This is a genomic window from Bradyrhizobium sp. IC4060 (genome assembly GCF_020193715.1).
Classification (GTDB): domain Bacteria; phylum Pseudomonadota; class Alphaproteobacteria; order Rhizobiales; family Xanthobacteraceae; genus Bradyrhizobium; species Bradyrhizobium yuanmingense.
In genome coordinates, this window is record NZ_JADYVJ010000006.1 from 66,360 (window position 1) to 90,333 (window position 23,974).

The 23,974-nt window shown below is 64.1% G+C and carries 22 protein-coding genes; 8 read left to right on the plus strand and 14 right to left on the minus strand.

The window, feature by feature from the left end; translation table 11 throughout:
- Positions 1–41 precede the first annotated feature (41 nt).
- From I6F16_RS20860 to eno, 4 genes are all read right to left on the minus strand, one after another.
- Positions 42–359, minus strand: coding sequence for a septum formation initiator family protein (locus I6F16_RS20860; protein WP_225112504.1), 318 nt, complete (start codon positions 357–359; stop codon positions 42–44).
- Positions 360–537: 178 nt separating this feature from the next.
- Positions 538–1,089, minus strand: coding sequence for an NAD(P)H-dependent oxidoreductase (locus tag I6F16_RS20865; protein ID WP_225112505.1), 552 nt, complete (start codon positions 1,087–1,089; stop codon positions 538–540).
- Positions 1,090–1,289: 200 nt separating this feature from the next.
- Positions 1,290–2,423: a zinc-binding dehydrogenase gene (locus I6F16_RS20870; protein ID WP_225112506.1), complete on the minus strand. Its 1,134-nt coding sequence runs from the start codon at positions 2,421–2,423 to the stop codon at positions 1,290–1,292.
- Positions 2,424–2,469: 46 nt separating this feature from the next.
- A complete protein-coding gene (gene eno / locus I6F16_RS20875) occupies positions 2,470–3,753 on the minus strand; it encodes a phosphopyruvate hydratase (RefSeq protein ID WP_036009930.1) in 1,284 nt (427 codons plus the stop codon).
- Positions 3,754–3,927: 174 nt separating this feature from the next.
- On the opposite strand from eno, the gene I6F16_RS20880 reads away from it, so the two are divergent.
- Together I6F16_RS20880 and queF are read left to right on the plus strand one after the other, a co-directional pair.
- Positions 3,928–4,905: a lyase gene (locus tag I6F16_RS20880; protein WP_225112507.1), complete on the plus strand. Its 978-nt coding sequence runs from the start codon at positions 3,928–3,930 to the stop codon at positions 4,903–4,905.
- Between the two features lie 112 nt (positions 4,906–5,017).
- Complete coding sequence (gene queF, locus I6F16_RS20885) at positions 5,018–5,494, plus strand: preQ(1) synthase (RefSeq protein ID WP_192893427.1); 477 nt, start codon at positions 5,018–5,020, stop codon at positions 5,492–5,494.
- A 78-nt stretch (positions 5,495–5,572) separates the two neighbouring features.
- Here queF and I6F16_RS20890 read toward each other — a convergent pair whose 3' ends face one another.
- Together I6F16_RS20890 and I6F16_RS20895 are read right to left on the minus strand one after the other, a co-directional pair.
- The gene (locus I6F16_RS20890) at positions 5,573–6,766 is read right to left on the minus strand and encodes a serine hydrolase domain-containing protein (RefSeq protein WP_225112508.1); all 1,194 of its coding nucleotides are present in this window, start codon (positions 6,764–6,766) and stop codon (positions 5,573–5,575) included.
- Between the two features lie 55 nt (positions 6,767–6,821).
- Positions 6,822–8,462 (minus strand): NAD(P)/FAD-dependent oxidoreductase, encoded by a 1,641-nt coding sequence (locus I6F16_RS20895; protein ID WP_225112509.1) that lies wholly within the window; start codon positions 8,460–8,462, stop codon positions 6,822–6,824.
- 312 nt (positions 8,463–8,774) lie between these two features.
- On the opposite strand from I6F16_RS20895, the gene I6F16_RS20900 reads away from it, so the two are divergent.
- Entirely contained in the window at positions 8,775–9,662 is an 888-nt protein-coding gene (locus I6F16_RS20900) for an AraC family transcriptional regulator (protein WP_036009887.1), read from the plus strand.
- A 199-nt stretch (positions 9,663–9,861) separates the two neighbouring features.
- On the opposite strand, the gene I6F16_RS20905 is transcribed toward I6F16_RS20900, so the two are convergent.
- Together I6F16_RS20905 and I6F16_RS20910 are read right to left on the minus strand one after the other, a co-directional pair.
- Positions 9,862–10,152 carry a cyclic nucleotide-binding domain-containing protein gene (locus I6F16_RS20905; RefSeq protein ID WP_225112510.1) on the minus strand — a complete coding sequence of 97 codons (291 nt, stop codon included), beginning with the start codon at positions 10,150–10,152 and terminating at the stop codon, positions 9,862–9,864.
- 15 nt (positions 10,153–10,167) lie between these two features.
- Positions 10,168–11,256, minus strand: a complete 1,089-nt coding sequence (locus tag I6F16_RS20910) for a cyclase family protein (protein WP_225112511.1) — start codon at positions 11,254–11,256, stop codon at positions 10,168–10,170.
- 158 nt (positions 11,257–11,414) lie between these two features.
- Here I6F16_RS20910 and I6F16_RS20915 point away from each other — a divergent pair, with 158 nt between their 5' ends.
- A complete protein-coding gene (locus I6F16_RS20915) occupies positions 11,415–12,446 on the plus strand; it encodes a GTP-binding protein (RefSeq protein WP_346656558.1) in 1,032 nt (343 codons plus the stop codon).
- A gap of 57 nt (positions 12,447–12,503) precedes the next feature.
- Here I6F16_RS20915 and I6F16_RS20920 read toward each other — a convergent pair whose 3' ends face one another.
- The 3 genes from I6F16_RS20920 to I6F16_RS20930 all read right to left on the minus strand — a co-directional run bounded on the left by I6F16_RS20920 (position 12,504) and on the right by I6F16_RS20930 (position 15,000).
- Complete coding sequence (locus I6F16_RS20920; RefSeq protein WP_225112513.1) at positions 12,504–13,712, minus strand: MFS transporter; 1,209 nt, start codon at positions 13,710–13,712, stop codon at positions 12,504–12,506.
- Complete coding sequence (kdsA, locus tag I6F16_RS20925; RefSeq protein ID WP_225112514.1) at positions 13,712–14,560, minus strand: 3-deoxy-8-phosphooctulonate synthase; 849 nt, start codon at positions 14,558–14,560, stop codon at positions 13,712–13,714. Before kdsA ends, I6F16_RS20920 begins: the two co-directional genes overlap by 1 nt.
- A gap of 113 nt (positions 14,561–14,673) precedes the next feature.
- Positions 14,674–15,000, minus strand: a complete 327-nt coding sequence (locus I6F16_RS20930; protein ID WP_057030503.1) for an NIPSNAP family protein — start codon at positions 14,998–15,000, stop codon at positions 14,674–14,676.
- A 215-nt stretch (positions 15,001–15,215) separates the two neighbouring features.
- On the opposite strand from I6F16_RS20930, the gene I6F16_RS20935 reads away from it, so the two are divergent.
- Positions 15,216–16,874 carry a hypothetical protein gene (locus tag I6F16_RS20935; RefSeq protein WP_225112515.1) on the plus strand — a complete coding sequence of 553 codons (1,659 nt, stop codon included), beginning with the start codon at positions 15,216–15,218 and terminating at the stop codon, positions 16,872–16,874.
- 42 nt (positions 16,875–16,916) lie between these two features.
- Here I6F16_RS20935 and I6F16_RS20940 read toward each other — a convergent pair whose 3' ends face one another.
- From I6F16_RS20940 to tpiA, 3 genes are all read right to left on the minus strand, one after another.
- Positions 16,917–18,548: a CTP synthase gene (locus I6F16_RS20940; protein WP_036025189.1), complete on the minus strand. Its 1,632-nt coding sequence runs from the start codon at positions 18,546–18,548 to the stop codon at positions 16,917–16,919.
- Positions 18,549–18,714: 166 nt separating this feature from the next.
- Positions 18,715–19,098 carry a preprotein translocase subunit SecG gene (gene secG, locus I6F16_RS20945; protein WP_036009912.1) on the minus strand — a complete coding sequence of 128 codons (384 nt, stop codon included), beginning with the start codon at positions 19,096–19,098 and terminating at the stop codon, positions 18,715–18,717.
- 140 nt (positions 19,099–19,238) lie between these two features.
- Positions 19,239–19,994: a triose-phosphate isomerase gene (gene tpiA / locus I6F16_RS20950; protein ID WP_225112516.1), complete on the minus strand. Its 756-nt coding sequence runs from the start codon at positions 19,992–19,994 to the stop codon at positions 19,239–19,241.
- A gap of 223 nt (positions 19,995–20,217) precedes the next feature.
- On the opposite strand from tpiA, the gene I6F16_RS20955 reads away from it, so the two are divergent.
- From I6F16_RS20955 to trpC, 3 genes are read left to right on the plus strand one after another with little or no spacing between them, the layout of a single operon-like run.
- Positions 20,218–22,116 (plus strand): SurA N-terminal domain-containing protein, encoded by a 1,899-nt coding sequence (locus tag I6F16_RS20955; RefSeq protein WP_225173976.1) that lies wholly within the window; start codon positions 20,218–20,220, stop codon positions 22,114–22,116.
- A 14-nt stretch (positions 22,117–22,130) separates the two neighbouring features.
- On the plus strand, positions 22,131–23,144 hold the full coding sequence (gene trpD / locus I6F16_RS20960) for an anthranilate phosphoribosyltransferase (protein ID WP_036025193.1): 1,014 nt from the start codon (positions 22,131–22,133) through the stop codon (positions 23,142–23,144).
- An 8-nt stretch (positions 23,145–23,152) separates the two neighbouring features.
- On the plus strand, positions 23,153–23,974 hold the full coding sequence (gene trpC / locus I6F16_RS20965) for an indole-3-glycerol phosphate synthase TrpC (RefSeq protein WP_225173977.1): 822 nt from the start codon (positions 23,153–23,155) through the stop codon (positions 23,972–23,974).

Below are 23,974 nucleotides of genomic sequence, written 5' to 3' on the forward strand. Positions count from 1 at the left end.
GCAGCGACTTTCGCTTTCCGCTTCGAAAGCTGCGGATGCCGCTAGTTCGCCGGGATCGTTCGAACGAGATCGCGCGGATGGACATAGTCGAGCTGGAAGCGCGCCCGCTCGTCCAGCATGTCCGGGTCGATCTTCTCGGACCGCAGCAGCGACACCCGTTGTTCGCTTCTGGCGCGCTCGCGCTTGAGCTGAGCCAGCTCGCTGGTCAGCGCGATGATCTCCTGGTCGAGCTCCTGGCGGGCGTTGAGACCGTATTTGCCGGTGTAGGCGTTGACGCCGAAATAGCCGACGATCGCCGCCGCCATCGCATAGAGGGCAAGACCGGTCAGGATCGATTTCAGGCGCGCGCGGGAGACCATCTTTGGAAGATGGGACAGGTTGGTTAAGGGAGTACTAATTGCCAGAACGAGGCACTATCCCCACGACGCGTCATGCCCGGGCTTGTCCCGGCCATCCACGTGCTTTGCCGGCGATAACGAAGAACGTGGATGCCCGGGACAAGCTCGGGCATGACGGAGCGTCGGCTTGGCCGGAAGCTCAGCCCTGATTCTTCGCCACATGCGCGGCGAAGGCGTCGATGTATTGCTGCAGCACCGTCTTGAGGGAGTCCTTGGTCAGGTTGCCGTCCGCATCGAAGGCATCGCCGACGCTACTGAGATAGATTTCCGGCTGCTGGAGGACCGGACCGGAAATGCCCGGCAGGATGTTCTGCAGATGCTTGGCCGCGCTGACGCCGCCGAGCAGCCCCGGCGAATTAGAGATGATGCCGACCGGTTTGCCGAGGAACGAGCTCTTGCCGTAGGGGCGCGAGGCGACGTCGATGGCATTCTTCAGAACGCCCGGGATCGAGCGGTTGTATTCGGGCGTGACGAACAGGACGCCATTCGACGTCTTGAGCTTCTCGCGGAAGGCGAGCCAGTCCGCGGGCGGCGCGCTCTCGAGGTCCTGGTTGAAGAACGAGATGCCGGCCGGCGTGATCACCTCGAGCTTGAGCGAGGCAGGCGCAAGCTTGGCGAGCGCATTGGCGATCTTGAGCGAGAAGCTGTCCTTGCGCAGGCTGCCAGCGATCGTGACGATGTTGTAGGCCATTGGGTGTCCTTGGGGGCTCGAGCGGAAATGCCGGGACGGCACTTAAGCCATCTGGGCCAATAGATGCAAGTGCATGAACTGGTCCGATTTGGAAACGCTGCGTTTCTGGAAATGGGTGCGCGCGCTTCATCCGGCCAAGATCAACAGCAATCAGGCCGCCAAGCGGCGGCCTGATGTCTGTCGGTAACGGTCCGAAGCGATCACTTGTTCGGGTTGATGAGGAATTTTTCGCCGGTGGCCCGCTTGGCGTAGACTGCGATATTGGCGGGATCGAGCGCCTCGGCGAGCGACACTACCTTGGTGTAATGGCTGGCAAAGGTGGTTTTGAGCTCGGATGCCACGCGCTGGCGCAGGCGGCCGATCTCGGCCGGTCCGATGTTCTGAAGGAATGGCGTGAGCAGCCAGCCGCCGACGCCCCAGCTGAGCCCGAACGAGCGGTTCAGCTCCGTCGGCCGCGTGTCGAGGCTGCCATAGATGTAGACCTGCTTGTACACGTTGGAGCCGTAGCGGCTGTATTCCTTCGCGGTCTTGTTGGCTGCGACCTCCATCGCGGTCAGGATCTGGCTCGCCAGCTTGCCGCCGCCGATGGCGTCGAAGGCGATGGTGGCGCCGGTCTCGACCAGCGCGTTGGTCAGATCGTCCATGAAGCTGGGCGCGCTGGAATCCACGACGTACTTTGCGCCGATCTTGTGCAGGATGTCGGCCTGCTCCTTGTTCCTGACGATGTTGACGAGGCCGATGCCGTCCTTGATGCAGATCTTGTTGAGCATCTGACCGAGATTGGAGGCGGCGGCCGTGTGCACGAGCGCCTTGTGGTTCTCCCGCCGCATCGTCTCGGTCATGCCGAGTGCGGTCAGCGGATTGACGAACCAGGAGGCGCCGTCCGCCGCCGTGGTGCCCGGCGGCAGCTCCATGACGTCGCGGAGCTTGAGCACGCGGTACTGCGTGTACATCCCGCCGCCGATCATCGACACCGTCTTGCCCATCAGGGCCTTGGCCGCGTCCGACGATCCGGTCCTTACTACCGTGCCGGCGCCCTCGTTGCCGACCGGCAGCGACTGATCGAATCTCGCCGCCATCATCCGCATCGCCGCCTCCGGCATCGTGGCAGTGATGACCGGCATCTCCTTGGTGCCGGAAGCCTTGGCGGCCGACATGTCGGCGGGTCCGATCAGCAGCCCGAGATCGGACGGGTTGATCGGGGTGGCCTCGACGCGAACCACGACCTCATCGTCGGCCGGCTCCGCGGTCGGGACCGTCACGAGAGACAATTCCAGCTCGCCGCTCTTCTTGAGCAGCGAACGCAATTCCAGTCCGGTCTTGCCGTCACTCATGTCGATCCTCCCCTGTCCTTCTGTTCGCGCGGATCGAGACGCCGGCTTACGCCAGCGCCTTCAGTGCCGCCCTGCCGCCATAGAGCGCCTGCTTGCCGAGCTGCTGCTCGATGCGCAAGAGCTGGTTGTATTTGGCGGTCCGGTCGGACCTTGCAAGGGAGCCGGTCTTGATCTGACCGCAATTAGTGGCGACCGCGAGGTCGGCGATGGTGGAATCCTCGGTCTCGCCGGAGCGGTGCGACATCACCGAGGTGTAGCCGGCCTTGTGCGCCATCTCGACCGCGGCGAGCGTCTCGGTCAGCGTGCCGATCTGGTTGACCTTGATCAGGATCGAGTTGGCGCGGCCGGTCTTGATGCCTTCGGCAAGGCGCTTGACGTTGGTGACGAAGAGGTCGTCGCCGACCAGCTGGCACTTCTTGCCGATCAGGTCGGTGAGCTCCTTCCAGCCGTCCATGTCGTCTTCCGACATGCCGTCCTCGATGGTCACGATCGGATAGCGCGCGACGAGGTCGGCAAGATACTTCGCCTGCTCGGAGATCGAGCGGGTCTTGCCCTCGCCTTCATAGACGTATTTGCCATCCTTGAAGAACTCGGTCGAGGCGCAGTCGAGGCCGAGCATGATGTCGGTGCCCGCCTTGAAGCCGGCCTTGCCGATCGCGTTCATGACGAAGTCGAGCGCGGCGTCCGCCGACGGCAGGTTCGGAGCGAAACCGCCCTCGTCGCCGACATTGGTGTTGTGGCCGGCCTTCTTCAATTCGGACTTCAGCGTATGGAAGACTTCCGCGCCGTAGCGCAGGCCCTCGGCAAAGCTCGAGGCGCCGACCGGCAGGATCATGAATTCCTGGAAGTCGATCGGGTTGTCGGCGTGCACGCCGCCATTGATGATGTTCATCATCGGCACCGGCAGCAGGCGCGCGGAGGTGCCGCCGACGTAGCGATAGAGCGGCATGTCGAGCGAATTCGCGGCCGCCTTGGCGCAGGCCAGCGAGACGCCGAGGATGGCGTTGGCGCCGAGCCGGCTCTTGTTCGGCGTGCCGTCGAGGTCGATCATGATCTGGTCGATCTGGGCCTGCTGCTCGACATCGAGGCCGCTCAGGGCCTCGAAGATCTCGCCATTGACGGCGCCGACCGCCTTGGTCACGCCCTTGCCGAGATAGCGCGCCTTGTCGCCGTCGCGCAGTTCCACGGCCTCATGGGCGCCGGTGGAGGCGCCGGACGGAACCGCGGCGCGGCCGAGCGCCCCGTCCTCCAGCACGACATCGACCTCGACGGTGGGATTGCCCCGGCTATCGAGAATTTCGCGGCCGATGATGTCGATGATGGCGGTCATGATGTCCACTTCCGTTCGTTGGGGCTGATCGGTGCCGCGGGTCTTACACGGGCCGCAAGCAAATGTGAACGCTTGGACGCACGGCTCCGACTGACGCGAAAGGCGCCTCAGAATATGCTCGACCACGTCTGGTCCGCGTGCCCAACCTCAATCTCAAACAGTCGGGGTAACGCCATGAATCGCCGCCAATTTCTTGCTTCGAGCGCCGCGCTGCTCGCCGCCCGTCCAGGTTTTGCGCAGGAAGGCCCGTTCCGGACGAGATACTACCCGACCAGTCCGGGTATCGGCCTGCACGATCTCACGCCCGCCCCTGACGGCACCATCTGGTTCACGGCGCAGGGCAAGGGTCTGCTCGGCAGTCTCGATCCACGCGATGGCCGTTTCAAGACGGTCAGCCTAGGCCAGGGCGCAGCCCCACACGGCGTAACCGTCGGGCCCGACGGTGCGCCCTGGATCACCGAAGGCGGCCAGAACGCGATTGCGCGGGTCGACCCTGCCGATCTCAAGGTGACGCTGTTCCGCCTGCCGGAAAAGTTAGCCTCCGCCAATCTCAACACCGGCGTGTTCGACAGGGATGGCACCTACTGGTTCACCGGCCAGTCCGGCTATTACGGCCGGCTGTCTCCGAAGACCGGCGAGATGAACGTGTTCAAGGCACCGAAGGGGGTCGGCCCCTACGGCATCACGGTCACGCCCAAGGGCGATATCTGGTACGCCTCCCTCGGCGGCAGCCATATCGCGAAGATCGACCGCGCGGGCGGCAATGCGACCGTGGTCGAGCCGCCGACCCCGAACCAGGGGTCGCGGCGCGTCTGGTCGGATTCGAGGGGCCGGATCTGGGTCAGCGAGTGGAACAGCGGCCACGTCTCGGTGCATGATCCCGCGGACGGCTCGTGGAAGACCTGGAAGCTGCCAGGCGAACGTCCCCGCGCCTATGCCGTTTATGTCGACGACAAGGACAAGGTCTGGCTGACCGATTTCTCCGCCAACGCCATCGTGCGCTTCGATCCCGCCACCGAGAAGTTCAACGTCTTCGCCAGCGACAAGGCCAACGCCAATGTCCGCCAGCTCGACGGGCGGCCGGGCGAGCTTTGGGGCTGCGAGTCCGGCAACGACCGCATCGTCATGATCCAGACAATCGCCGCCGGTTGACGACGAGCCCGTTTGCGTCCATCCCGGCATCCTCTGGAGCGCGATCTTATCGCGCTCCTATTGCTTAATTGAGCATGATCTTTCGGAAAACCGGTGCCCACTTTTCCGGATCATGCTCCACAGGATGTTGACGACGATGGCGAAAAAGTCCCTCCAGCTCGGCCGCGCGGTCGAATGGCCGCACACGCCGGAAGAGGCCCAACTCGACCGCGTGCCCAATCCGCAGAAAGGCACGGATTATCTGGTGCGCTTCACCGTGCCGGAATTCACCTCGCTCTGCCCGGTTACGGGCCAGCCGGATTTCGCGCATCTGATGATCGACTACGCGCCGGGGGCGTGGCTGCTGGAATCGAAATCGCTCAAGCTCTACATCGCGAGCTTCCGCAATCACGGCGCATTCCACGAGGACTGCACCGTCATGATCGGCAAGCGCATCGCCAGCGAGATCAAGCCGAAATTCCTGCGCATCGGCGGCTATTGGTATCCGCGCGGCGGCATCCCGATCGACGTGTTCTGGCAGACCGGCCGCGTGCCGAAGGGCCTGTGGGTGCCGGAGCAAGGCGTGGCGCCCTATCGCGGGCGGGGCTAGAGCATGCTCGGTCACGTGTGACCATCAAGAGAAAACGGCCTCGGTCGACAGCGACGAGGCCGCTCTCGCAGCACGGTCCTAGCTTGCCAAGCGCTGCCTCAGGCTCTGGTAGAGCGCCGTCTCGAAGTTCATATAGCCGATGAATGATGTCGGATCACCGAAGGGCAGAATCTGGGTGGCCCAGAACCCGCCGACGTTGTTCTGCCGATCGATCCAGTAGAACAGGTTGGCAAGCCCGGCCCAGCCCAGCGCGCCGGCGGGGCGTCCTGTCGGGGCTTCCTCGTCGTTGACCATGAAGCTCAACGCCCAGGATTTGGATTGGCCCGGAAAGAATTCCGCATCATTGCACAGTGACGGGATGACACCCGTGATCGGCGTTACCTTCCTGTCGCCCAGGTGGTTCCTTTCCGCCATCCGAACGGTTTCGGCTTTCAGCACGCGGCCGTGTTCGCCAACCCCGTCATTCAGCCACATGCGGATGAAACGCATGTAGTCGCCGACCGTGCCGTACAGGCCGTGCCCGCCCATATGGACTTCGGGCTTTGCCGGAAGCTCGAAATCCATCGGCGTCAGCGACCCGTCGGCATTCCGCGCGTGGATGCCGGCCAGTTTCTGGCGCATCGCGTCGGTCAGCTCGAAGGTCATGTTCTTGATCCCGAGCGGTTCGAAGATGCGCGTCTTGAAGACTTCACCGAGTCGCTTGCCCGTGATGGCCTCGACGATCTGGCCGCACCAGTCGAGATTCGTCCCATAGTCCCAGCGCTCGCCGGGATCGAACAGCAGCGGGGTCATCAGGGAGGCCTTGGTCGCGGTGATCACGCTGGGCTGCCCCTTCTCCTGCGCCAGCCGGTTGTAGGTGTGGTTGATGAAATCGTAGCTCAGGCCCGCCGTGTGGGTCATCAGCATGCGCGTGGTAATATCGCGCTTGGGTGCACGCAGGATCGGCTCGCCCGCTGCATCGAAGCCCTCGATCACCTGCAGCTTTCCGATCTCGTTCGCGTAACGCTTCGCGGGCGCATCGAGATCGAGCTTGCCCTCCTCGACGAGTTGCAGAACGGCCGTGCCGGTAATCGCCTTGGTGGTGGAGAAAAGGGCAAAGACGCTGTCGGTGGTCATGTCCGCCGGCCGATCGAGACGGCGTTTGCCGGCTGCGCCTTCATAGATGTTGCGCCGGCGGTCCGTCACCATCGCGACAACGCCGGGCACGCGCGGCGTGGATGTGACGACGCCGTCGAGAACGGCATCTGCCGTCGCGCCAAAATTCATGATCATGATCGTCCTCCCGTGCTGGATTGTTTGATGTGGTCGACGCTCGCGTCGCGAGCGCTCATTGCATCGCGAAGCCCTCGTAACCGTTCACCGCGACCTCGTCGCACTTCTGTCGATACGCGCCGACGCCGCCGCAGTACGACAGGACACGGCGCGGCTTGCCTTCGACGTTCGAGCCCAGGTACCAGGAATTGGTTTTCGCGATCAGCGTCGCGTTTGCGATCTCATCGTGATGGGCCACCCAGCCGTCCTGGGCGTCCTTTGTCGGCTCGACCACCTTCAGATCCTTGCTGCGCATGTACTTGATGCAGTCATCGATCCATTCGACCTGCTGCTGCAGGCACGTGGTCATGTTGCACAGCGCGGCGGACGGAGCGAGCGGAACGGCGGTCGTGAACAGGTTGGGATAGCCGTGAACCTGCAGGCCCATCGTGGTGCGGATGTCCCTGCCCCAGTCCTCCCTCAGCGATCGGCCGTCGCGGCCCCTGATATCGATGCGCGTCAAGGCACCGGTGCCGGCGTCGAAGCCGGTTGCTAGGATAATGACATCCAGCTCATGGACCGTACCGTCAGCGGTCTGAATACCAGTGGGCGTGACGCGATCGATCGGATTGCTCTTGACGCTGACGATCTCGACGTTGGGGCGATGGAAGGCCTCGAGGAAGTTCTGCTCGAGCGGCACACGGTGCGTTCCAAAGCCATAATCGGCAGGAATCAACGCATCGCACAGTTTCGGATCCCCGAGCCGCTCGCGCATCTTCCCGCGCACGAATTCGGAGATCTCGGCATTGACCTCCGGGTCGAAGAACAGCTCGGCGAACGAGGATATCCATAGCTTCAGGGAACCGTCATTCCAGCAATCCTCGATCACCGCGCGGCGGCGCTCCGGCGTGAGGTCTGCCCAGGCGTGCTCGAAATCGCATTCAAAGCCGGTGAATGTGCGCGGCAGGCGTTCGGTGAGCGACTTGAATCTCGACTTGTAGTCCTCGACCTCCGCGGCCCCAAATTTCGGATTCTTCATCGGGATGATGTATTGCGGCGTGCGGATGAACACCTTGAGATGGCCGACATCGCCGGCGATCGTCTGGATGACCTGGATGCCGGTCGCACCGTTGCCGATGACTCCGACGCGCTTGCCTGCGAGATCGACAGGCTGCTCCGGCCAGCGCGCCGTATGGAACAACCGTCCCTTGAAAGTCTCCTGCCCCGGAAAGGATACGTAGGGAGCCGACAGCATGCCGCAGCAGGTGACCAGAAACTGGGTGTCGATCACGTCGCCCCGGTCGGTCGTGACCAGCCAGCGCTGCGTGGCCTCGTTGAAGTGCGCGCTCTTGACCGTCGTACTGAACTGGATGTCCTTGCGCAGATCGAGACGGTCGGCGACGTAGTTCATCCAGCGCTCGATTTCGGGCTGGCCCGGAAACTTCTCGCTCCAGCTCCAATCCTTGTAGAGCTCCTCGGAGAAAAGATACTGATAGATGTAGGCCTCGGAGTCGAAGCGCGCGCCGGGATATCGATTCCAATACCACGTGCCGCCTACGCCTGACGCGGCGTCGATCCCCCTGACGCTCAATCCCTGCTCGCGCAGACGATAGAGTTGATAGAGCCCGGCGACGCCGGCTCCGACAACCACGGCATCGAACCTCGCTGGTCCATGCGAACCGTTGCTTCCATTGGATTTGGTCAGGGCTTCCGCCATTTCTTCCTCCTCGGTGATTTTTGAGTGCGCACGACCTTCCCCATCCGTCATACGATCGGATGGTGGTGCAGCGCGTCATTGTTGATCCCATCTGTGCGGGACGGGGGAAGCTATGAGTATTCCGGCGGCTGGAGCTTGAACAAATCGGACAATTCTTTGAACGAAGCCGGACGTCCGTTGCCGGTTCTGCAGTTCGGCAACGCGGCTCGCTTGGCAAATGGCAAAACCGGCTTATGCTCGTCTCCGCCGTTCGGCCAATGAGAAGCAGAAGCGGTCAACCGCGCCTTAGAATCAGGGAAGGAGTCGCGCGCGATGGGCCAATTAATCACGGTTGAGGAGCTCCCCCGCTACGCTCCCGGCCAATTGATGCTGGACAGTTCCGCCGTGGGCAAGGCTGACTTTCGGTTGCGCGTCTTCCGCTATGCGCCGTCCGACATCTGGGTGCCGCCGTCCGAGAATTTCCTGATCGTCGTCTATCGCGAAGGCACCACGTCAATGAACCGCCGTGTGACCGGCGCGTGGAAGCAGGATCACGTCGGACGCGGTGTCACAACCCTGCTGACACGTGCGGAGCCTTCGAACTGGCGCTGGAGCAATGACCTCGAAGTCAGCCATTTCTACATCTCGCCGAGCCTGATGACGAAGACCGCGAGCGAGGCATTCGACCGCGAGTCAGACGGCGTCGAACTCCACGATCTGCTCAGGATCGAAGATCCGGTGCTGACCTGGATCGGTGACCGGATGGTGCAGGAAGTGTCCGAAGGCGGCCCGGGCGGCCGGCTCTGCTACGATGCGCTGGCACTTCAGGCGAGCGTGCACATCTTGCGAAAATACGCCTCGGTGGAATTCAAGCTGCCCTGTCCGCAGGGGCGCTTCAGGCCAGCGCATGCAAGGCTGATCGAGGACTATGTCGAACAGAACATCTCCAGGAACATCACGCTCGAGGAGCTAGCCAACATCTGCAACTGCTCGCCGGTGCAGTTCGCGCGCAAGTTCCAGGTGCACTATGGCATGCGGCCGCATGCCTATGTCCTGAGCCGCAAGGTGGAGCGCGCCCGCCAACATCTGCGCAAGGATCGGCTCGCCCTGAAGGAAATTGCGCTCTTGAGCGGATTTTCCGATCAAAGCCATCTCAATCGGATTTTCCGCAGACACATGAACGTCACGCCGGCTGAGTATCGCAAGAGCTGCGCGAGCTAGCCTCCTCCGCCCAGTGTGACGTGGACGAAGTGAGACAGCCCCCACCCGCGTTCCGCGCAAGGTGCAGCGCGAAACGCTGCGCCCCGCACAGCCGGGACCGAGCGCCACGAATTCCGGACCCCGGATCAGCAACGCACCACGCCGCAAGTGCGGCGCGCTGCGTCGCATCAGGGGAACGAAAAACAATGTCTCGGTATAGTCAGTAGGCGCTCAGCAAATCCACCTTGGCATTCGCCAGCACCAGCCGCCGCGCCAGGATGGCGGCAAGATTGCGCATGATCTTCAACGACGTTTCCGGGTGCAGCCGGCGGTAATCGGCAATGCTGTCGAGCGGCAGTTCGAGGCAGGTGACGGGCGTGTCGGCGAAGACGTCGGCGCTGCGGCTGTGCTCCAGGATCGCCATCTCGCCGAATTCCATGCCGGGACCATGCGAGGCGAGCCGCACGCCGCTCCGCAGCTCGCGCGGTGGGCGGGGACGTCCCGCCCACACGCTTTTTCATCCGCCTCAGGTGATCGCGATCGGGCAGCCATTGCTGCCGGTCGCGCCTTTGATCGGCGATGGCGTGAAGCAGTAGACGAACTGGTACTTCTTGTCGGCAATCAACTCGTCGAAGATCAGGTTCTCGTGGTTGAGAATGCCGTGCTTGGTCTGCAATTCGGAATGAACCGCGAAAGCGAGCGACTTGTCGGGATTGGGCACCACTTCGACCGCCCAGGTGTCGGCCGCAGTCAGCGCGAGATCCTTCTCGATGATCCACTTCGCGGCATCGAGGCCGATCCCAGGCTCGCCGCTATTGTAGCGATCATTGTTCTTCATCCACAGGGAGCCCCAGCCGGTGTGGAACATGATCGCATCGCCTGGCTTGATGTCGCTCTCCGCGATGCTTTGCTTCGCCAGCGCCGCCTTGATATCGGCCGAGGTGATCTCTTGGCCCGCATCCATCATGCCGCCCTTCAGCGCGACCATATCGATCAGGTGGGCGCGTGTGAACAGCGGCTTGAGCTTCTCGGTGCCAAGCTTCTTCAGGCCGTAGGCGTCGCCGATCTCAGCGGCAGTGAAGCCGTTGTAGAAGCGCATCTCGCTCTTGTCGCCGTCCTTGCCCAACTGGATACCGATATGGCCGAGCCCGTCGAATTGTGTGCCGGTCTGGCCGATTTCGGTGGCGAGAAACTCGTCGTGATAGACGAGCTTGTTGTCGCCGAACGGGCCGCCAGTCGGCCCGCCGGGAATGCGCAACGAAAATGCGCGGGCGCCGAACAACGGCATGCCTTGCTCGTAAACGCGGCCGATCTTGTAGATCTTGCCATCCTTGATCCACTTCACGGCATCGAGAACCTTCGCCGGCGTGATGTGGTTCGACGCGCCAGCCTCGTCGTCCTTGCCCCATTTCGAGGGCCACCAAGGCTTGTCCACGCCCTTTGGCATCGCCGGCGTTTGGGCTTGGGCCGCGGTGATCGGTGCGAGTGAGAACTTGCCGTGCATCGCACCTGCGAATGCCGCCCCAGCCGCACCAGCAAGGCCTGCCGTGCGCAGCAAGGTCCGCCGATCGGTCGCGGCACCGCCCTTCTCTTCATCGCCTTTGGCATCGTCCATCGTTTCCTCCCGGGTTGTGCCCGCTGAGCTCGGGCTTAAGATCCTGTTTTCGGAATGCTCGTCCTCCATTAGGCTGTTGTCCAGCGACAAAAATAAGACCAGGGTTGAGGACGCCGATGAGCCTTTTCGAGAGCGACAAATCCGCCGAGCGGACTCCGGTGTCACTGATCACCGGCTTTCTTGGCAGCGGCAAGACCACACTGCTCAACCGCCTGCTGCGCCACGACGCGATGAAGGACAGCGCCGTCATCATCAACGAATATGGCGAGGTCAGCCTCGACCACCTCCTCGTGGAACGCGTGGACGGCGAAGTCGCCGTGCTTGCGAGTGGTTGTATTTGCTGCACTATTCGCAGCGATCTGGAAGAGACCCTGCGCGCGCTGCTGGTGCGCCGCGATCGTGGCGAGGTCCCGCCGTTCCGCAGGATTCTGGTTGAGACAACGGGGTTGGCTGACCCCGCCCCCATCGCTCAGCTGCTGCTGAACAACCCTTTGGTCTCGCATTTCCTTCGGCTAGACACCGTGGTGACCACCGTCGACGCGGTCAATGCAGCGCGGCAGCTCGACCGCCAATACGAGGCGGTGAAGCAGGTCGCGCTCGCTGACCGGCTGCTGATCACCAAGCGCGATTTGGTCAACGATACTGACGCACTGGACTTGCGGCTTCGTCGGCTCAATCCCAGCGCCAGGATCGAGAACGTGGCGCATGGCGAGGTCGATCCGGCTCAACTGTTCGGCGCCGCCCTCATTGACCCCGAAAAGAAGACAGCCGATATCGAGCGCTGGCTCAACGAGCAGGCGTTCGCCGACGTCGCCAAGGCTGCACATGAGAGCGGCCACCATCATGATGACGGTCATGCCCATCACGAGCATCATAGCCACGATGCCTCGATCCTTAACTTCATGATCGCATTCGACGATCCCCTTGACTGGATGGCCGTATCGCGCTGGCTCGCGCATCTGCGCGCCACCCGGGGCGAGGACCTCTTGCGGGTCAAGGGCATCTTGAATCTTCGCGATGAAGAGACGCCGGTCGCGGTTCATGGCGTCCACCACGTCTTCCATCCGCCGGTGGCGCTTGCAAAATGGCCCCATGCTGCCGACCGCCGTTCGCGCATCGTGTTCATCACCCGTGGCATTACGCGTCACGAGGTGCTTGACCTCTGGCAGGAGGCCTACGCGAGCGCCTGAGCGCCACAAGGACTGCTTGCGAAGCTTTTTGAGAGGGCGCTTCGTCCGGACGCGCCCTCAGACGCGCGCATCTGACGGCGCCCGCTGCTTGAGCAGCCGCGCGCAGACGAGGCCGAGCAGCACCATGATCGCGGCGCTCGCCGACAGGGTCGCCATCTTGCCGGCATGCTGGAGCCCGAAGCCGTAGGCGAGCGGCCCCACCGTCTGCCCCATGAAGAAGAAGAACGAATGCAGCGACATTGCGGTGGCGCGCGCCTCGACCGAGAGCTCGCTGGCGAAGACCTGGAGACAGCCATGGGCGATGTAGAAGCCCCAGCCCATCACGACGAGATTCAGCGCCTGCACTTCCCAGCGTGGACCGAAGGCGACGGCGATGAGCTGTGACGCCACCAGCGTCATCCCTGCGATCATCATGCCCTTCACGCCGAGCCAAGGCAGCAGGCGCGACACCGTCAGCGTGTAGAACAGGCCGCCGACCGCAAAGCCGGCGATGACGATGCCGGCGATCGACAGCGAGGTCTGGCCGAGCTCGAACAGGAACGAAGCGATGTAGGGAAACAGCCCGAGCACGCAGCAGCCTTCGATGAACACAGCCGAATAGCAGACATAGGCATTCGGGTTGGTGAAGATGGTGCGATAGCCGGCCTTCAGCGCCGAGAGGCTCGTCTTCGGCGGATGCTTGACCTTGGCGCCGCGAAAGCCGGCCGCGACCGCGATCGATGCGATGATCACGAGGACACCGAGCACCGCCAGCACGCCGCGCCAGCCGAGGAAATCACCGATCAGGCCTGAGGCCGAGGCGCCGAGCAGATTGCCCGTCATGGCGCCGGCGAGCGTGCGGCTGATCGCAACCTGACGTTTCTCGGGACCGACGAGATCGCTGGTCAGGCTGAGCGCCACCGGAAATACGCCGCCGGAGCCGATGCCCGCGAGGATGCGGGTCGCAAACAGAACCGAGAACGACGTCGAGAATGCGCCCAGGATGTTGGCGAGGCCGAGCAGCGCGAGGCAGCCGATCATCAGCCGCGTCTTGCCGAACAGGTCGGCGGCGGCCCCGATGATCGGCTGGATGATCGAGAAGGTGAAGGCGAACACCGCGGCAAAGCCCGCGGCGGTCGCGATGCTGACGCCAAAATCGTCGGCGACGTGCGGCAGCACCGGATCGAGCGCGCGCGCCGACAAGGCGGCGGCAAAGCTTGCGCCTGAGATGACGTAGAGCGCCGCCGGCAAGCCGTGATCTTGCGGCCCCGCCTCGCTCTGCTGCATCAGCGCGGATTCTTTGCCAGTGCGTCGAACGCCATCAGCCGGGCGATGAGCCCTTCGAACTCGCGCAGCGGTACCATGTTGGGACCGTCGGACGGCGCGCGATCGGGATCGGGATGGGTCTCGATGAAGACGCCGGCAACGCCGACCGCGACAGCTGCACGCGCCAGCACCGGGACGAATTCGCGCTCGCCGCCCGAGGACGTCCCCTTCCCGCCCGGCTGCTGCACCGAATGGGTGGCGTCGAAGATCACGGGCGCGCCGGTGGTGCGCGCCAGGATCGGCAGCGCGCGCATGTCGGAGACGAGCGTGTTGTAGCCGAACGAGGCGCCACGCTCGGTGACGAGCACGTTGGGATTGCCAGCGCTCGTGATCTTGGTCACGACATTGGCCATGTCCCAGGGTGCCAGGAACTGACCTTTCTTGACGTTGACGACCTTGCCGGTCGCGGCCGCCGCTAGCAGCAGATCGGTCTGCCGGCACAGAAAGGCTGGAATCTGCAGGATGTCCACGGCCTGCGCCACCTCGGTGCATTGCGTGGCTTCGTGCACGTCGGTCAGAACAGGCAAGCCGAGCGAGGATCGGATTTCCGCGAAGATCGGCAGCGACGGCGCAAGACCCAGCCCGCGCGCCGCCGCCGCGCTGGTGCGATTGGCCTTGTCGAACGAGGTCTTGTAGATGAGGCCGATGTTCAGCCGCCCCGCGATCTCCTTCAGCGCGGAGGCGACCTCCAGCGCATGCTGGCGGCTCTCGAGCTGGCAGGGCCCAGCAATGACCGCGATCGGCAGATCATTGCCGAATTTGACCCTGCCGATGGTGATAACCGGCGCCGCTGAATTCGAAGAGCTCAAGGCACATCCCTCGTTTCGGCGCGACCATAGCCGGCATGAGGGTTGGATCAACCCTCTTCCGCCCGGACGGTCCGAATATCAGGGTTGCGCCAGGGTTCCCTGCCCGCCGCCTGCTACTTCACCGCCGAGAAGGCGGTCGGCGCCAGGATCTGGCTGACGATGTTGGCGACGATTTGGCCGTCGGCTTCGCTCTCGGCGCGCGCCTTCATCCAGTCCGGATCGGTCATGAACGCGCCCCACTTCTTCTCGCGCTCGGCAAGCGAGTCCCAGGCGAGGAAATAGGTCAGCTCCTGGTTGGATTCGCCGATCAGGGTGGTGAAGAACCCGGCCTGCTTGATGCCATGCTTCTCCCAAATCTTGAGCGTGGCGGTCTCGAACCGCTTGAGCAATGCCGGTAGGCGGCCGGGCACGCAACGATAGACGCGCATTTCGTAGATCATTCTTGCTCTCTCCCTGACAGGAGCGGCGGTTATACCTGCTGGCCACAACTCTGTCTTGAGCCTCGGCCGGGCGACCCTCATGGCGGTTCGCGCATAGCTCGATAGCGCGGGGCCGGCGCTCTTGATAATGTGCAGGCTCGGTCCGGCGGATCAGCCGGCGGCGGCCCGAGAGCAATCGGCAAAACGACGGAAGCGATCAAAGGGGGGCAGAGGCAATGACCTATTTTGATCTCGGACCCTACAGCCGCAAAATCAGCACGACTTCGCCCGATGCGCAGCTCTGGTTTGACCGAGGGCTCAACTGGGTGTTCGGATTCAACCACGGCGAGGCGATCAAATGCTTTCGCAAGGCGCTCGAGTTCGATAACAGCTGCGCCATGGCCCACTGGGGCATCGGCTACGCCGCGGGTCCCAACTACAACCTGCCCTGGGTCCGCTATGACGCACAAGGCCGTCAATTGGCGCTGGCGGGATCATACGATGCGACGCAGGACGCGCTCGCGCAGGCGGATAGGGCGAGCCCGGTCGAGCAAGCGCTGATCCGCGCCTTGTCGGTGCGCTATCCGCAGCGTGAAGCGATCGAGGATATGGCGCCGTGGGACAAGGCCTTCACGCGAGAGATGCGAAAGGTCTTCGCCACGTATCCCGACGATCTCGAGGTCCGAGCCATCTTTGCCGAATCGATCATGAACGAGACGCCGTGGCTGATGTGGGACCTTAAGTCTGGAGAACCCACCAAGGGCGCTGGCACCGAGGAATGCAGGGCCGTGCTCGAACAAGCTTTCGATCGATGGCCGGCTGCGTGGAATCATCCGGGGCTGCTCCATCTCTACGTCCACCTCATGGAGATGTCGCCCTTCCCGCAAAAGGCGATGCGGGCTGGGGACCGGCTGCGCGGGATCGCCCCCGATAGCGGCCATCTGATCCACATGCCGACGCATCTCGACGTGCTGTGCGGGCAGTACAACGACGTCCTGCTCTACAATCAGAAGGCGCTGGCGACCGACCGCAGATTCCTCGCTTATTCGGACGATCCGGGTGTCTACCTGGTCTATGTCATCCACAACTTCCACTTCGCCATCTACGGCGCGATGTTCCTGGGTCAATACGCCCCCGCTATCGCAGCGGCCGAGGAACTCATTGCCACCGTGCCCGAGCCAGTGCTGCGCATTCAATCGCCCCCCATGGCGGACTTCCTGGAAGGCTATTTGACGATGAAGCAGCACGTTCTCGTGCGTTTCGGCAAATGGCACGACATCATTGCCCAACAGCTGCCGGAGGATCGCGAGCTATACTGCTCTGTGACGGCGATGATCCACTACGCCAAGGCGGTGGCTCATTCGGCGCTTGGCCACGTCACTGAGGCCGAAACCGAGAAAGCGTTGTTCGCTCAGGCGAAGACGCGCGTGCCGGAGAGCCGGCTCGTGCACAACAACAAGGTCGTCGCCCTGCTCGGCGTGGCCGAAGCCATGTTGAATGGCGAACTGGAATATCGCAAAGCCAATTACGACTTCGCGTTCGCTGAGCTGCGCAGATCGGTCGCGCTCAGCGACGCCTTGCCCTATGACGAGCCGTGGGGATGGATGCAGCCACCGCGTCACGCACTCGGCGCGCTGCTGCTGGAGCAGGGACGGATCGAGGAAGCCGAGGCAGTGTACCGTTCCGATCTCGGCCTCGATGGAAAGCTGAGCCGGGCCTGCCAGCATCCCGACAATCTGTGGTCGCTTCACGGCTTGCACGAATGTCTCATGCGGCGTGGCGACAGCGCCGAGAGGCCGCTGATCAAGCAGCGACTTGACCTCGCCCAGTCGCGCGCGGAGGTGCCGATCAAGGCATCTTGCTTCTGCCGCAGGATGGACATCGCGGCCGCGTAGCCGGACGTGCGAGCAAGACTTTGTCAGGGCAGACCGAGCCGGCTATACCAGCCGGCTCTGCTTCGCCGCCGCCTCGATGAACGAAGCGAACAGCGGATGCGGCTCAAAGGGGCGCGACTTCAGCTCGGGGTGGAACTGGACGCCGATGAACCAGGGGTGATCCTCGTACTCGACGATTTCAGGCAGCACGCCGTCGGGCGAGAGGCCTGAGAACTTCAAGCCGTGCTGCTCGAGGCGGTCCTTGTAGGCGGTGTTGACCTCGTAGCGATGGCGGTGACGCTCGGAGATTTCGGTCGCGCCGCCATAGACCTGCGAGACGCGGCTGCCGCGATTGAGCGTTGCAGGATAGGCGCCAAGCCGCATCGTGCCGCCGAGGTCGCCTGCCTGCGAGCGCTTCTCGAGCTCGTTGCCGCGCAGCCATTCCGTCATCAGGCCGACCAGCGGCTCCTTGGTCGGGCCGAACTCGGTGGAGTTGGCGTCCTCGATGCCGACGAGGTTTCGCGCGGCCTCGATCACCGCCATCTGCATGCCGAAGCAGATGCCGAAATACGGCACGTCGCGCTCGCGCGCGAACTGCGCCGCCCTGATCTTGCCCTCTGCGCCGCGCTGGCCGAATCCGCCGGGCACCAGGATGCCGTTGACGTGCTCGAGGAACGGCGCCGGATCCTCCTTCTCGAAGATCTCGCTCTCGATCCAGTCGAGATTGACCTTCACCTTGTTGGCGATGCCGCCATGCGAGAGCGCCTCGATCAGCGACTTATACGCATCCTTCATGCCGGTGTACTTGCCGACGATGGCGATGGTGACGTTGCCCTCGGGATTGCGGATGCGCTCGTTGATCTCCTGCCAGCTGCGCAGCTCCGGCGGAATCCGCGAGCCGATGCCGAAGGCAGCGAGCACTTCGTCGTCGAGGCCCGCATTGTGGTAGGCCTCGGGGACCGCGTAGATGTTGTCGACGTCGCGCGCCTCGATCACGGCGCTTTCGCGCACGTTGCAGAACAGCCCGAGCTTGCGCCGCTCTTCCTTCGGGATCTCGCGGTCGGTGCGGCAGAGCAGGATGTCCGGCTGGATGCCGATCGAGCGCAGCTCCTTCACCGAGTGCTGCGTCGGCTTCGTCTTCAATTCGCCGGCGCTGGGAATATAGGGCAGCAGCGTCAGATGGATGTAGACGGCGTGATCGCGCGGCAGCTCGTTCTTGAGCTGGCGGATCGCCTCGAAGAACGGCAGGCCCTCGATGTCGCCGACGGTGCCGCCAATCTCGACTAGCACGAAGTCGTAATCGTCGTTGCCGTCGAGGACGAATTCCTTGATGGCATTGGTGACGTGCGGAACCACCTGGATGGTCGCGCCGAGATAATCGCCGCGGCGCTCCTTGGAGATGATGTCCTGGTAGATGCGTCCGGTCGTGATGTTGTCGGCCTTGGTCGCGGGACGGCCGGTGAAGCGCTCGTAGTGACCGAGATCGAGATCGGTCTCCGCGCCGTCATCGGTCACGAACACTTCGCCGTGCTGATACGGCGACATCGTTCCGGGATCGAGGTTGAGATAGGGGTCGAGCTTGCGGAGGCGGACCTTGTAGCCTCGGGCCTGCAGCAGGGCACCCAGTGCCGCCGAAGCCAGACCCTTGCCGAGCGAAGAAACCACGCCGCCGGTGATGAATATGTACCGCGCCATGGGACTTAACCTCTAATCCCCTAAATACGATTCGCCAAAGCGATTCGTATTCCGCCCCAAAGATTTTGCGGGCCTGTGGGTGAGCCGAAACGAAGAGTGATGACAGTGCCTTGATGGGGATTGTTGATGCAGGACGGTAGCCACCGCCCTGCATGGCCCCCCTGCTTTATTGCGAGCGCGGCACCTGAGGACCGGTCGGAGCCGGCGCCTGCTGCTGCTCGTCGGCCTTCTTCAGCGAATCCAGGATGCCGCCCGAGGTCGGCGGCGCGATGGGCGACCCGCCGGCCGGCTGGGTCTGCGAGGGCTGGCCGATGATCGACGACGGCTTGCGGTCGTAACCGGCATACCAGGACAGGAACAGGCTGGTGAGGAAGAAGCCGACGGCCAGGATCGCGGTGGTCCGCGTCAGAAGGTTCGCCGTGCCGCGGCTCGACATGAAGCCCGCGCCGCCGCCCATGCCGAGGCCGCCGCCTTCCGACTTCTGGAGCAGGACGGCACCGATCATGACGGCGACGATCATGAGGTGGATGACGATGACAACGGTCTGCATGATATCCTTCCGTCACAAGCGGGCGGCGCCTGACGGCGGCCGATCGCGCTTCGCGGGTTTTCCTGAAGTTGCGCGGTGTTACACGATCGGAGGTGGCATTGCCACCCCCGATCGGGCCCGGTCCCGCGGTTTGGACTTAGCTAGGGGCAGCCCTTAGCGATCGCAAGGAAATCGGTCGCCTTCAGGCTGGCACCGCCGACCAGAGCCCCGTTGACGTTCTTCACCGCCATCAGTTCGGCCGCGTTCGAGGGCTTGACCGAGCCGCCGTAGAGGATTCGCATCTTCGCGCCCTCAGCCTTGAACCTGATGGTCAGGAGTTCCCGGATAAACCCATGAATCTGCTCGACATCCTTGGCTGTGGGGGTCAGCCCGGTGCCGATCGCCCAGACCGGCTCATAGGCCACGACCAGATTGGCCGCCGTCGAGCCCTCTGGCAGCGAGCCGTCGAGCTGGCCGCGCAGGATGTCCAGGGTCTGGCCGGCGTCGCGCTGGCCCTGCGTTTCGCCGATGCAGACGACCGCAACGGCCCCGGCGCGCCAGGCCGCCTCGGCCTTCTGCCGGATCAGCGCGTCGCCCTCCCCGTGGTCGGCGCGGCGCTCGGAATGGCCGACGATGATGGTGGTCGCGCCTGCATCGGCGAGCATTTCGGCGGCGATATCGCCGGTGTGGGCGCCGGAGGCTTTGGGGTGGCAGTCCTGGGCCCCGACCGCGACCTTCTTGCCGCGCGCCTTCTCGGCGAACGCCGCAACCAGGGTCGCCGGCGGGCAGACCAGCAGGTCCGCCTTGCCAGCCACGTCTGCCGCGCCGTTGAGCATGGCGTCGAATTCAGCAGCCTGGGCTTTCAGGCCGTTCATTTTCCAATTGCCCGCGATCAGCGGTCGGATGGCGTCGGTCATGTCAATGTCCAGCAGAATGAGGTTTGTTCTTGCGCTAGCAGAGGTGCCCCTGCAGTTCCAGAGACCAGAGGCCCTTTCGCCGCAGCTTCAAGCGGTTGCCCGAGGCGAGGTTGCGGGGGGAAAGCCGCCACTTTATGATGATCTATCAATTTGGTGACGCGCTTTTGCGGAATCTGCATTAAGACGCGCACCGTTCCCCTCCTGACCAAACAAGTTGGACCAAATGCTCCGAGGAATACGCAAGGCCTCATCGAACTGGCTCGGCAAGATCGTTATGGCCGTGGTGATGGGCGTGTTGATCATCAGTTTCGGCATTTGGGGCATTGCCGACATCTTCAAGGGCTTCGGCCAGTCCACGGTCGCCAAGATCGGCAGCACCGAGATCTCGCTCAACGAGTTCCGCCAGATCTACACCGACCGCCTGCAACAGATCAGCCGCCAGTTCGGCCGTCCGTTGACGCCCGACCAGGCGCGCGCGTTCGGCCTTGACCGCCAGGTGCTGCAGCAGACCATTGCCGAGGCCGCGCTCGACGAAGAGGCGCGCCGGCTCGGCCTTGGCCAATCCGACGAGCAGATCCGCCAGCTCATCATGAACGACCCCAACTTCAAGGGTATCGGCGGCAATTTCGACCCCAATCGCTTCCAAGCCTTGATCCGCAATTTCGGCTACACCGAGCAGCGCTATGTCGCCGAGCAGCGCAAGGTATCGCTGCGCCGGCAGATCACCGGCACGGTCGGCGCCGGCCTCGAGCCGCCGAAGGCCATGGTCGACGTCCTGACGCGCTACCAGAACGAACAACGCTCGATTGAATTCGTCCGGCTCGACGCCGCGCAGGCCGGTCCGATCGACCCGCCCTCGCCCGAGGCGCTCGCCGCCTATTTCGAGGATCACAAGGTCCAGTTCCGCGCGCCCGAATATCGCAAGATCTCCTTTGTCGTGGTCTCGCCGGAAGAAATCGGCAAATGGACCGAGGTCTCCGATGAGGACGCCAAGAAGATGTTCGAGCAGCGCAAGGATCGGCTGGGCACGCCTGAGAAGCGCCAGATCCAGCAGATCGTGTTTCCGAACGTTGCCGAAGCGCAGGCCGCTCGCGAGCGCCTCGTCGGCGGGACGTCCTTCGAGGACATCGGCAAGGAACGCGGGCTGAGCGCCTCCGACGTCGACCTGGGGCTTGTGACCAAGTCTTCGCTCGCGCCCGCCGTCGGCGATGCCGCGTTCGCGCTGCCTGCCGGCGAGATCAGCCAGCCGATCCAGAGCGGGCTCGGCGTCGCGATCGTCAGGGTCGACAAGATCGAGCCGGGCGCCGAGGCCGACTACGCCAAGCTTGCCGGCGACATCAAGCGCGAGATCGCGACTGAGCGTGCACGCGTCAAGGTCGTCGACCTCCGCGACAAGATGGAAGACGAGCGTGGCGGCGGCTCCAGCGTGATCGACGCGGCGCAGAAGCTCGGCCTCACCGCCGTGACCATCGAGGCCGTCGACCGCTCCGGTCGCGCCCCGAACGGCCAGCCGGTCGCCAGCATCCCGCAGGGCCTCGACGTGGTATCGCAGGCCTTCAACACCGATGTCGGCGTCGACAACGACGCGATCTCGTTCAAAGGCGGCTATGTCTGGTACGACGTGCTCGCCATCACCCCCTCGCGCGACCGCAATCTCGACGAGGTCCGCGATCAGGTCGAGGCGCGATGGCGCCAGGACCAGATCGCCGCCAAGCTGAAGGCCAAGGCGACCGAGATGGTGCAAAAGCTCGATGCGGGCGGCAAGCTCGCCGACGAGGCCACCGCCGTCGGCGCCAAGGTCGAGACCGCGAGCGGCTTCAAGCGCGACGACTCGCCCGCCGGCGTGCCCGGCACCGTCGTGGCGGCGGCCTTCCGCACCGCCAAGGACGGCATCGGACAGACGGCCGTGAGCGGCGGCAGCGAGGTGATCGTGTTCCGCGTCACCGACATCGTCGATCCCGCGGTCGACTTTGCCTCCGACGCGGTCAAGAAGCTGAAGGAGAGCCTCGACCGCGCCCAGACCGAGGAGCAGGTCGCTTCCTACGTCAACAAGCTTGAAACCGACATCGGGACCACCATTAATCAGGCCGCCTTCGCGCAGGTGACCGGCGCGAACCAGTGAGTTGAAAGCACGCGATGGACGACCTGAAATCGATCATTGGAAAAGTGGCGACCGGCGCCAGCCTGTCGCGTGACGAAGCCGCTTCCGCCTTCGATGCCATGATGAGCGGCGAGGCCACGCCCTCGCAGATGGGCGGGCTCTTGATGGCGCTGCGGGTGCGCGGCGAGACCGTGGACGAGATCACCGGCGCGGTCGCGGCGATGCGCGCGAAGATGCTGACCGTGCAGGCGCCGCCGGAGGCGGTCGACATCGTCGGCACCGGCGGCGACGGCTCCGGCTCGGTCAACGTGTCGACCTGCGCGTCCTTCATCGTCGCGGGCGCCGGCGTGCCCGTGGCCAAGCACGGCAACCGCGCGCTGTCGTCGCGCTCGGGCGCCGCCGACGTGCTGGCCTCGCTCGGGGTGAAGATCGATCTCAAGCCGGAGCAGGTCGGCCGCTGCGTGCGCGAATGCGGCATCGGCTTCATGTTCGCCCCCGCCCACCATCCCGCCATGAAGAACGTCGGCCCGACCCGGGTCGAGCTCGCCACGCGCACGATCTTCAATCTGCTCGGGCCGCTGTCGAACCCGGCCGGCGTGAAGCGGCAGATGGTCGGCGTGTTCTCCAGGCAATGGGTGCAGCCGCTGGCGCAGGTGCTGAAGAATCTCGGCTCCGACTCCGCCTGGGTGGTGCACGGCTCCGATGGTCTCGACGAGATCACCCTCACCGGCCCGACCTTCGTCTCCGCGCTCCACAACGGCGAGATCCGGAATTTCGAGGTGACGCCGGAGGAAGCCGGGCTCCCGCGTTGCGAGGCCGGTGCGCTCAAAGGCGGTGACGCCGATGCCAACGCGATCGCGTTGCAGAGCGTGCTCGACGGCAAGCCGAGCCCCTATCGCGACGTGGCGCTGCTCAACGCAGCCGCCGCGCTGGTCGTGGCCGGCCGTGCCAAGGACCTCAAGGAGGGCGTCGCGATCGGCGTCCGCTCGATCGACAGCGGCGCAGCCAACGCGAAGCTGAAGCACCTGGTCACGGTCTCCAAAAGCTGAACTCCCGCATGTCCGACATCCTGACCAAAATCGAGACCTACAAGCGCGAGGAGATCGCGGCGGCGAAGCGAGCGCGTCCGCTCTCCACCGTCGAGGCGCAGGCCAAGGCCGCCTCCGCGCCGCGCGGCTTCCTGCGCGCGATCAAGGCCAAGCACGCCAAGGGCGGCTACGCGCTGATTGCCGAGATCAAGAAGGCCTCGCCCTCCAAGGGACTCATTCGCGCCGATTTCGACCCGCCGGCACTCGCAAAGGCCTATGAAGCCGGCGGCGCCGCCTGCCTGTCGGTGCTGACCGACACGCCCTCGTTCCAGGGCCATCTCGACTTCATGGTAGCCGCGCGCGAAGCAACCTCGCTCCCCGTGCTGCGCAAGGATTTCCTGTTCGATCCCTATCAGGTGGTCGAGGCCCGCGCACACGGCGCCGACTGCATCCTGATCATCATGGCGGCGCTCGATGACGCCGCGGCAAGAGACCTCGAAGACGCCGCCCTCGCCTACGGCATGGACGTCTTGATCGAGATCCATGACCGCACCGAGCTCGACCGGGCCCTGAGACTTCGCTCGCCGATGATCGGGGTCAACAACCGTAATCTTCGGACCTTCGAAACCACGCTCGCGACCAGCGAGGCCTTGGCGCCGCTGATCCCTTCGGACCGGCTGATGGTCGGCGAGAGCGGCATCTTCACGCCCGCCGACCTCGCCCGGCTCGAGCGCGTCGGTATGTCGACGTTCCTGGTCGGCGAGAGCCTGATGCGGCAGGCCGACGTCACGGCGGCGACGCGCGCGCTGCTCGCGCGCGAGGCGACGGCGCGCGCGGCGGGCACGCGCTGA

Bases quoted from the DNA above. Each gene is read 5' to 3' on its own strand.
- queF (WP_192893427.1), top strand. From the start codon at position 5,018: ATGCTCCACAGGATGTTGACGACGATGGCGAAAAAGTCCCTCCAGCTC.
- I6F16_RS20930 (WP_057030503.1), bottom strand. From the start codon at position 15,000: ATGATCTACGAAATGCGCGTCTATCGTTGCGTGCCCGGCCGCCTACCG.
- I6F16_RS20900 (WP_036009887.1), top strand. From the start codon at position 8,775: ATGGGCCAATTAATCACGGTTGAGGAGCTCCCCCGCTACGCTCCCGGC.
- trpD (WP_036025193.1), top strand. From the start codon at position 22,131: ATGGACGACCTGAAATCGATCATTGGAAAAGTGGCGACCGGCGCCAGC.
- I6F16_RS20890 (WP_225112508.1), bottom strand. From the start codon at position 6,766: ATGATCATGAATTTTGGCGCGACGGCAGATGCCGTTCTCGACGGCGTC.
- trpC (WP_225173977.1), top strand. From the start codon at position 23,153: ATGTCCGACATCCTGACCAAAATCGAGACCTACAAGCGCGAGGAGATC.
- I6F16_RS20865 (WP_225112505.1), bottom strand. From the start codon at position 1,089: ATGGCCTACAACATCGTCACGATCGCTGGCAGCCTGCGCAAGGACAGC.
- eno (WP_036009930.1), bottom strand. From the start codon at position 3,753: ATGACCGCCATCATCGACATCATCGGCCGCGAAATTCTCGATAGCCGG.
- I6F16_RS20860 (WP_225112504.1), bottom strand. From the start codon at position 359: ATGGTCTCCCGCGCGCGCCTGAAATCGATCCTGACCGGTCTTGCCCTC.
- I6F16_RS20880 (WP_225112507.1), top strand. From the start codon at position 3,928: ATGAATCGCCGCCAATTTCTTGCTTCGAGCGCCGCGCTGCTCGCCGCC.
- tpiA (WP_225112516.1), bottom strand. From the start codon at position 19,994: ATGACCGACGCCATCCGACCGCTGATCGCGGGCAATTGGAAAATGAAC.
- I6F16_RS20955 (WP_225173976.1), top strand. From the start codon at position 20,218: ATGCTCCGAGGAATACGCAAGGCCTCATCGAACTGGCTCGGCAAGATC.
- I6F16_RS20935 (WP_225112515.1), top strand. From the start codon at position 15,216: ATGACCTATTTTGATCTCGGACCCTACAGCCGCAAAATCAGCACGACT.
- I6F16_RS20895 (WP_225112509.1), bottom strand. From the start codon at position 8,462: ATGGCGGAAGCCCTGACCAAATCCAATGGAAGCAACGGTTCGCATGGA.
- I6F16_RS20940 (WP_036025189.1), bottom strand. From the start codon at position 18,548: ATGGCGCGGTACATATTCATCACCGGCGGCGTGGTTTCTTCGCTCGGC.
- I6F16_RS20910 (WP_225112511.1), bottom strand. From the start codon at position 11,256: ATGGACGATGCCAAAGGCGATGAAGAGAAGGGCGGTGCCGCGACCGAT.
- secG (WP_036009912.1), bottom strand. From the start codon at position 19,098: ATGCAGACCGTTGTCATCGTCATCCACCTCATGATCGTCGCCGTCATG.
- I6F16_RS20870 (WP_225112506.1), bottom strand. From the start codon at position 2,423: ATGAGTGACGGCAAGACCGGACTGGAATTGCGTTCGCTGCTCAAGAAG.
- I6F16_RS20920 (WP_225112513.1), bottom strand. From the start codon at position 13,712: ATGCAGCAGAGCGAGGCGGGGCCGCAAGATCACGGCTTGCCGGCGGCG.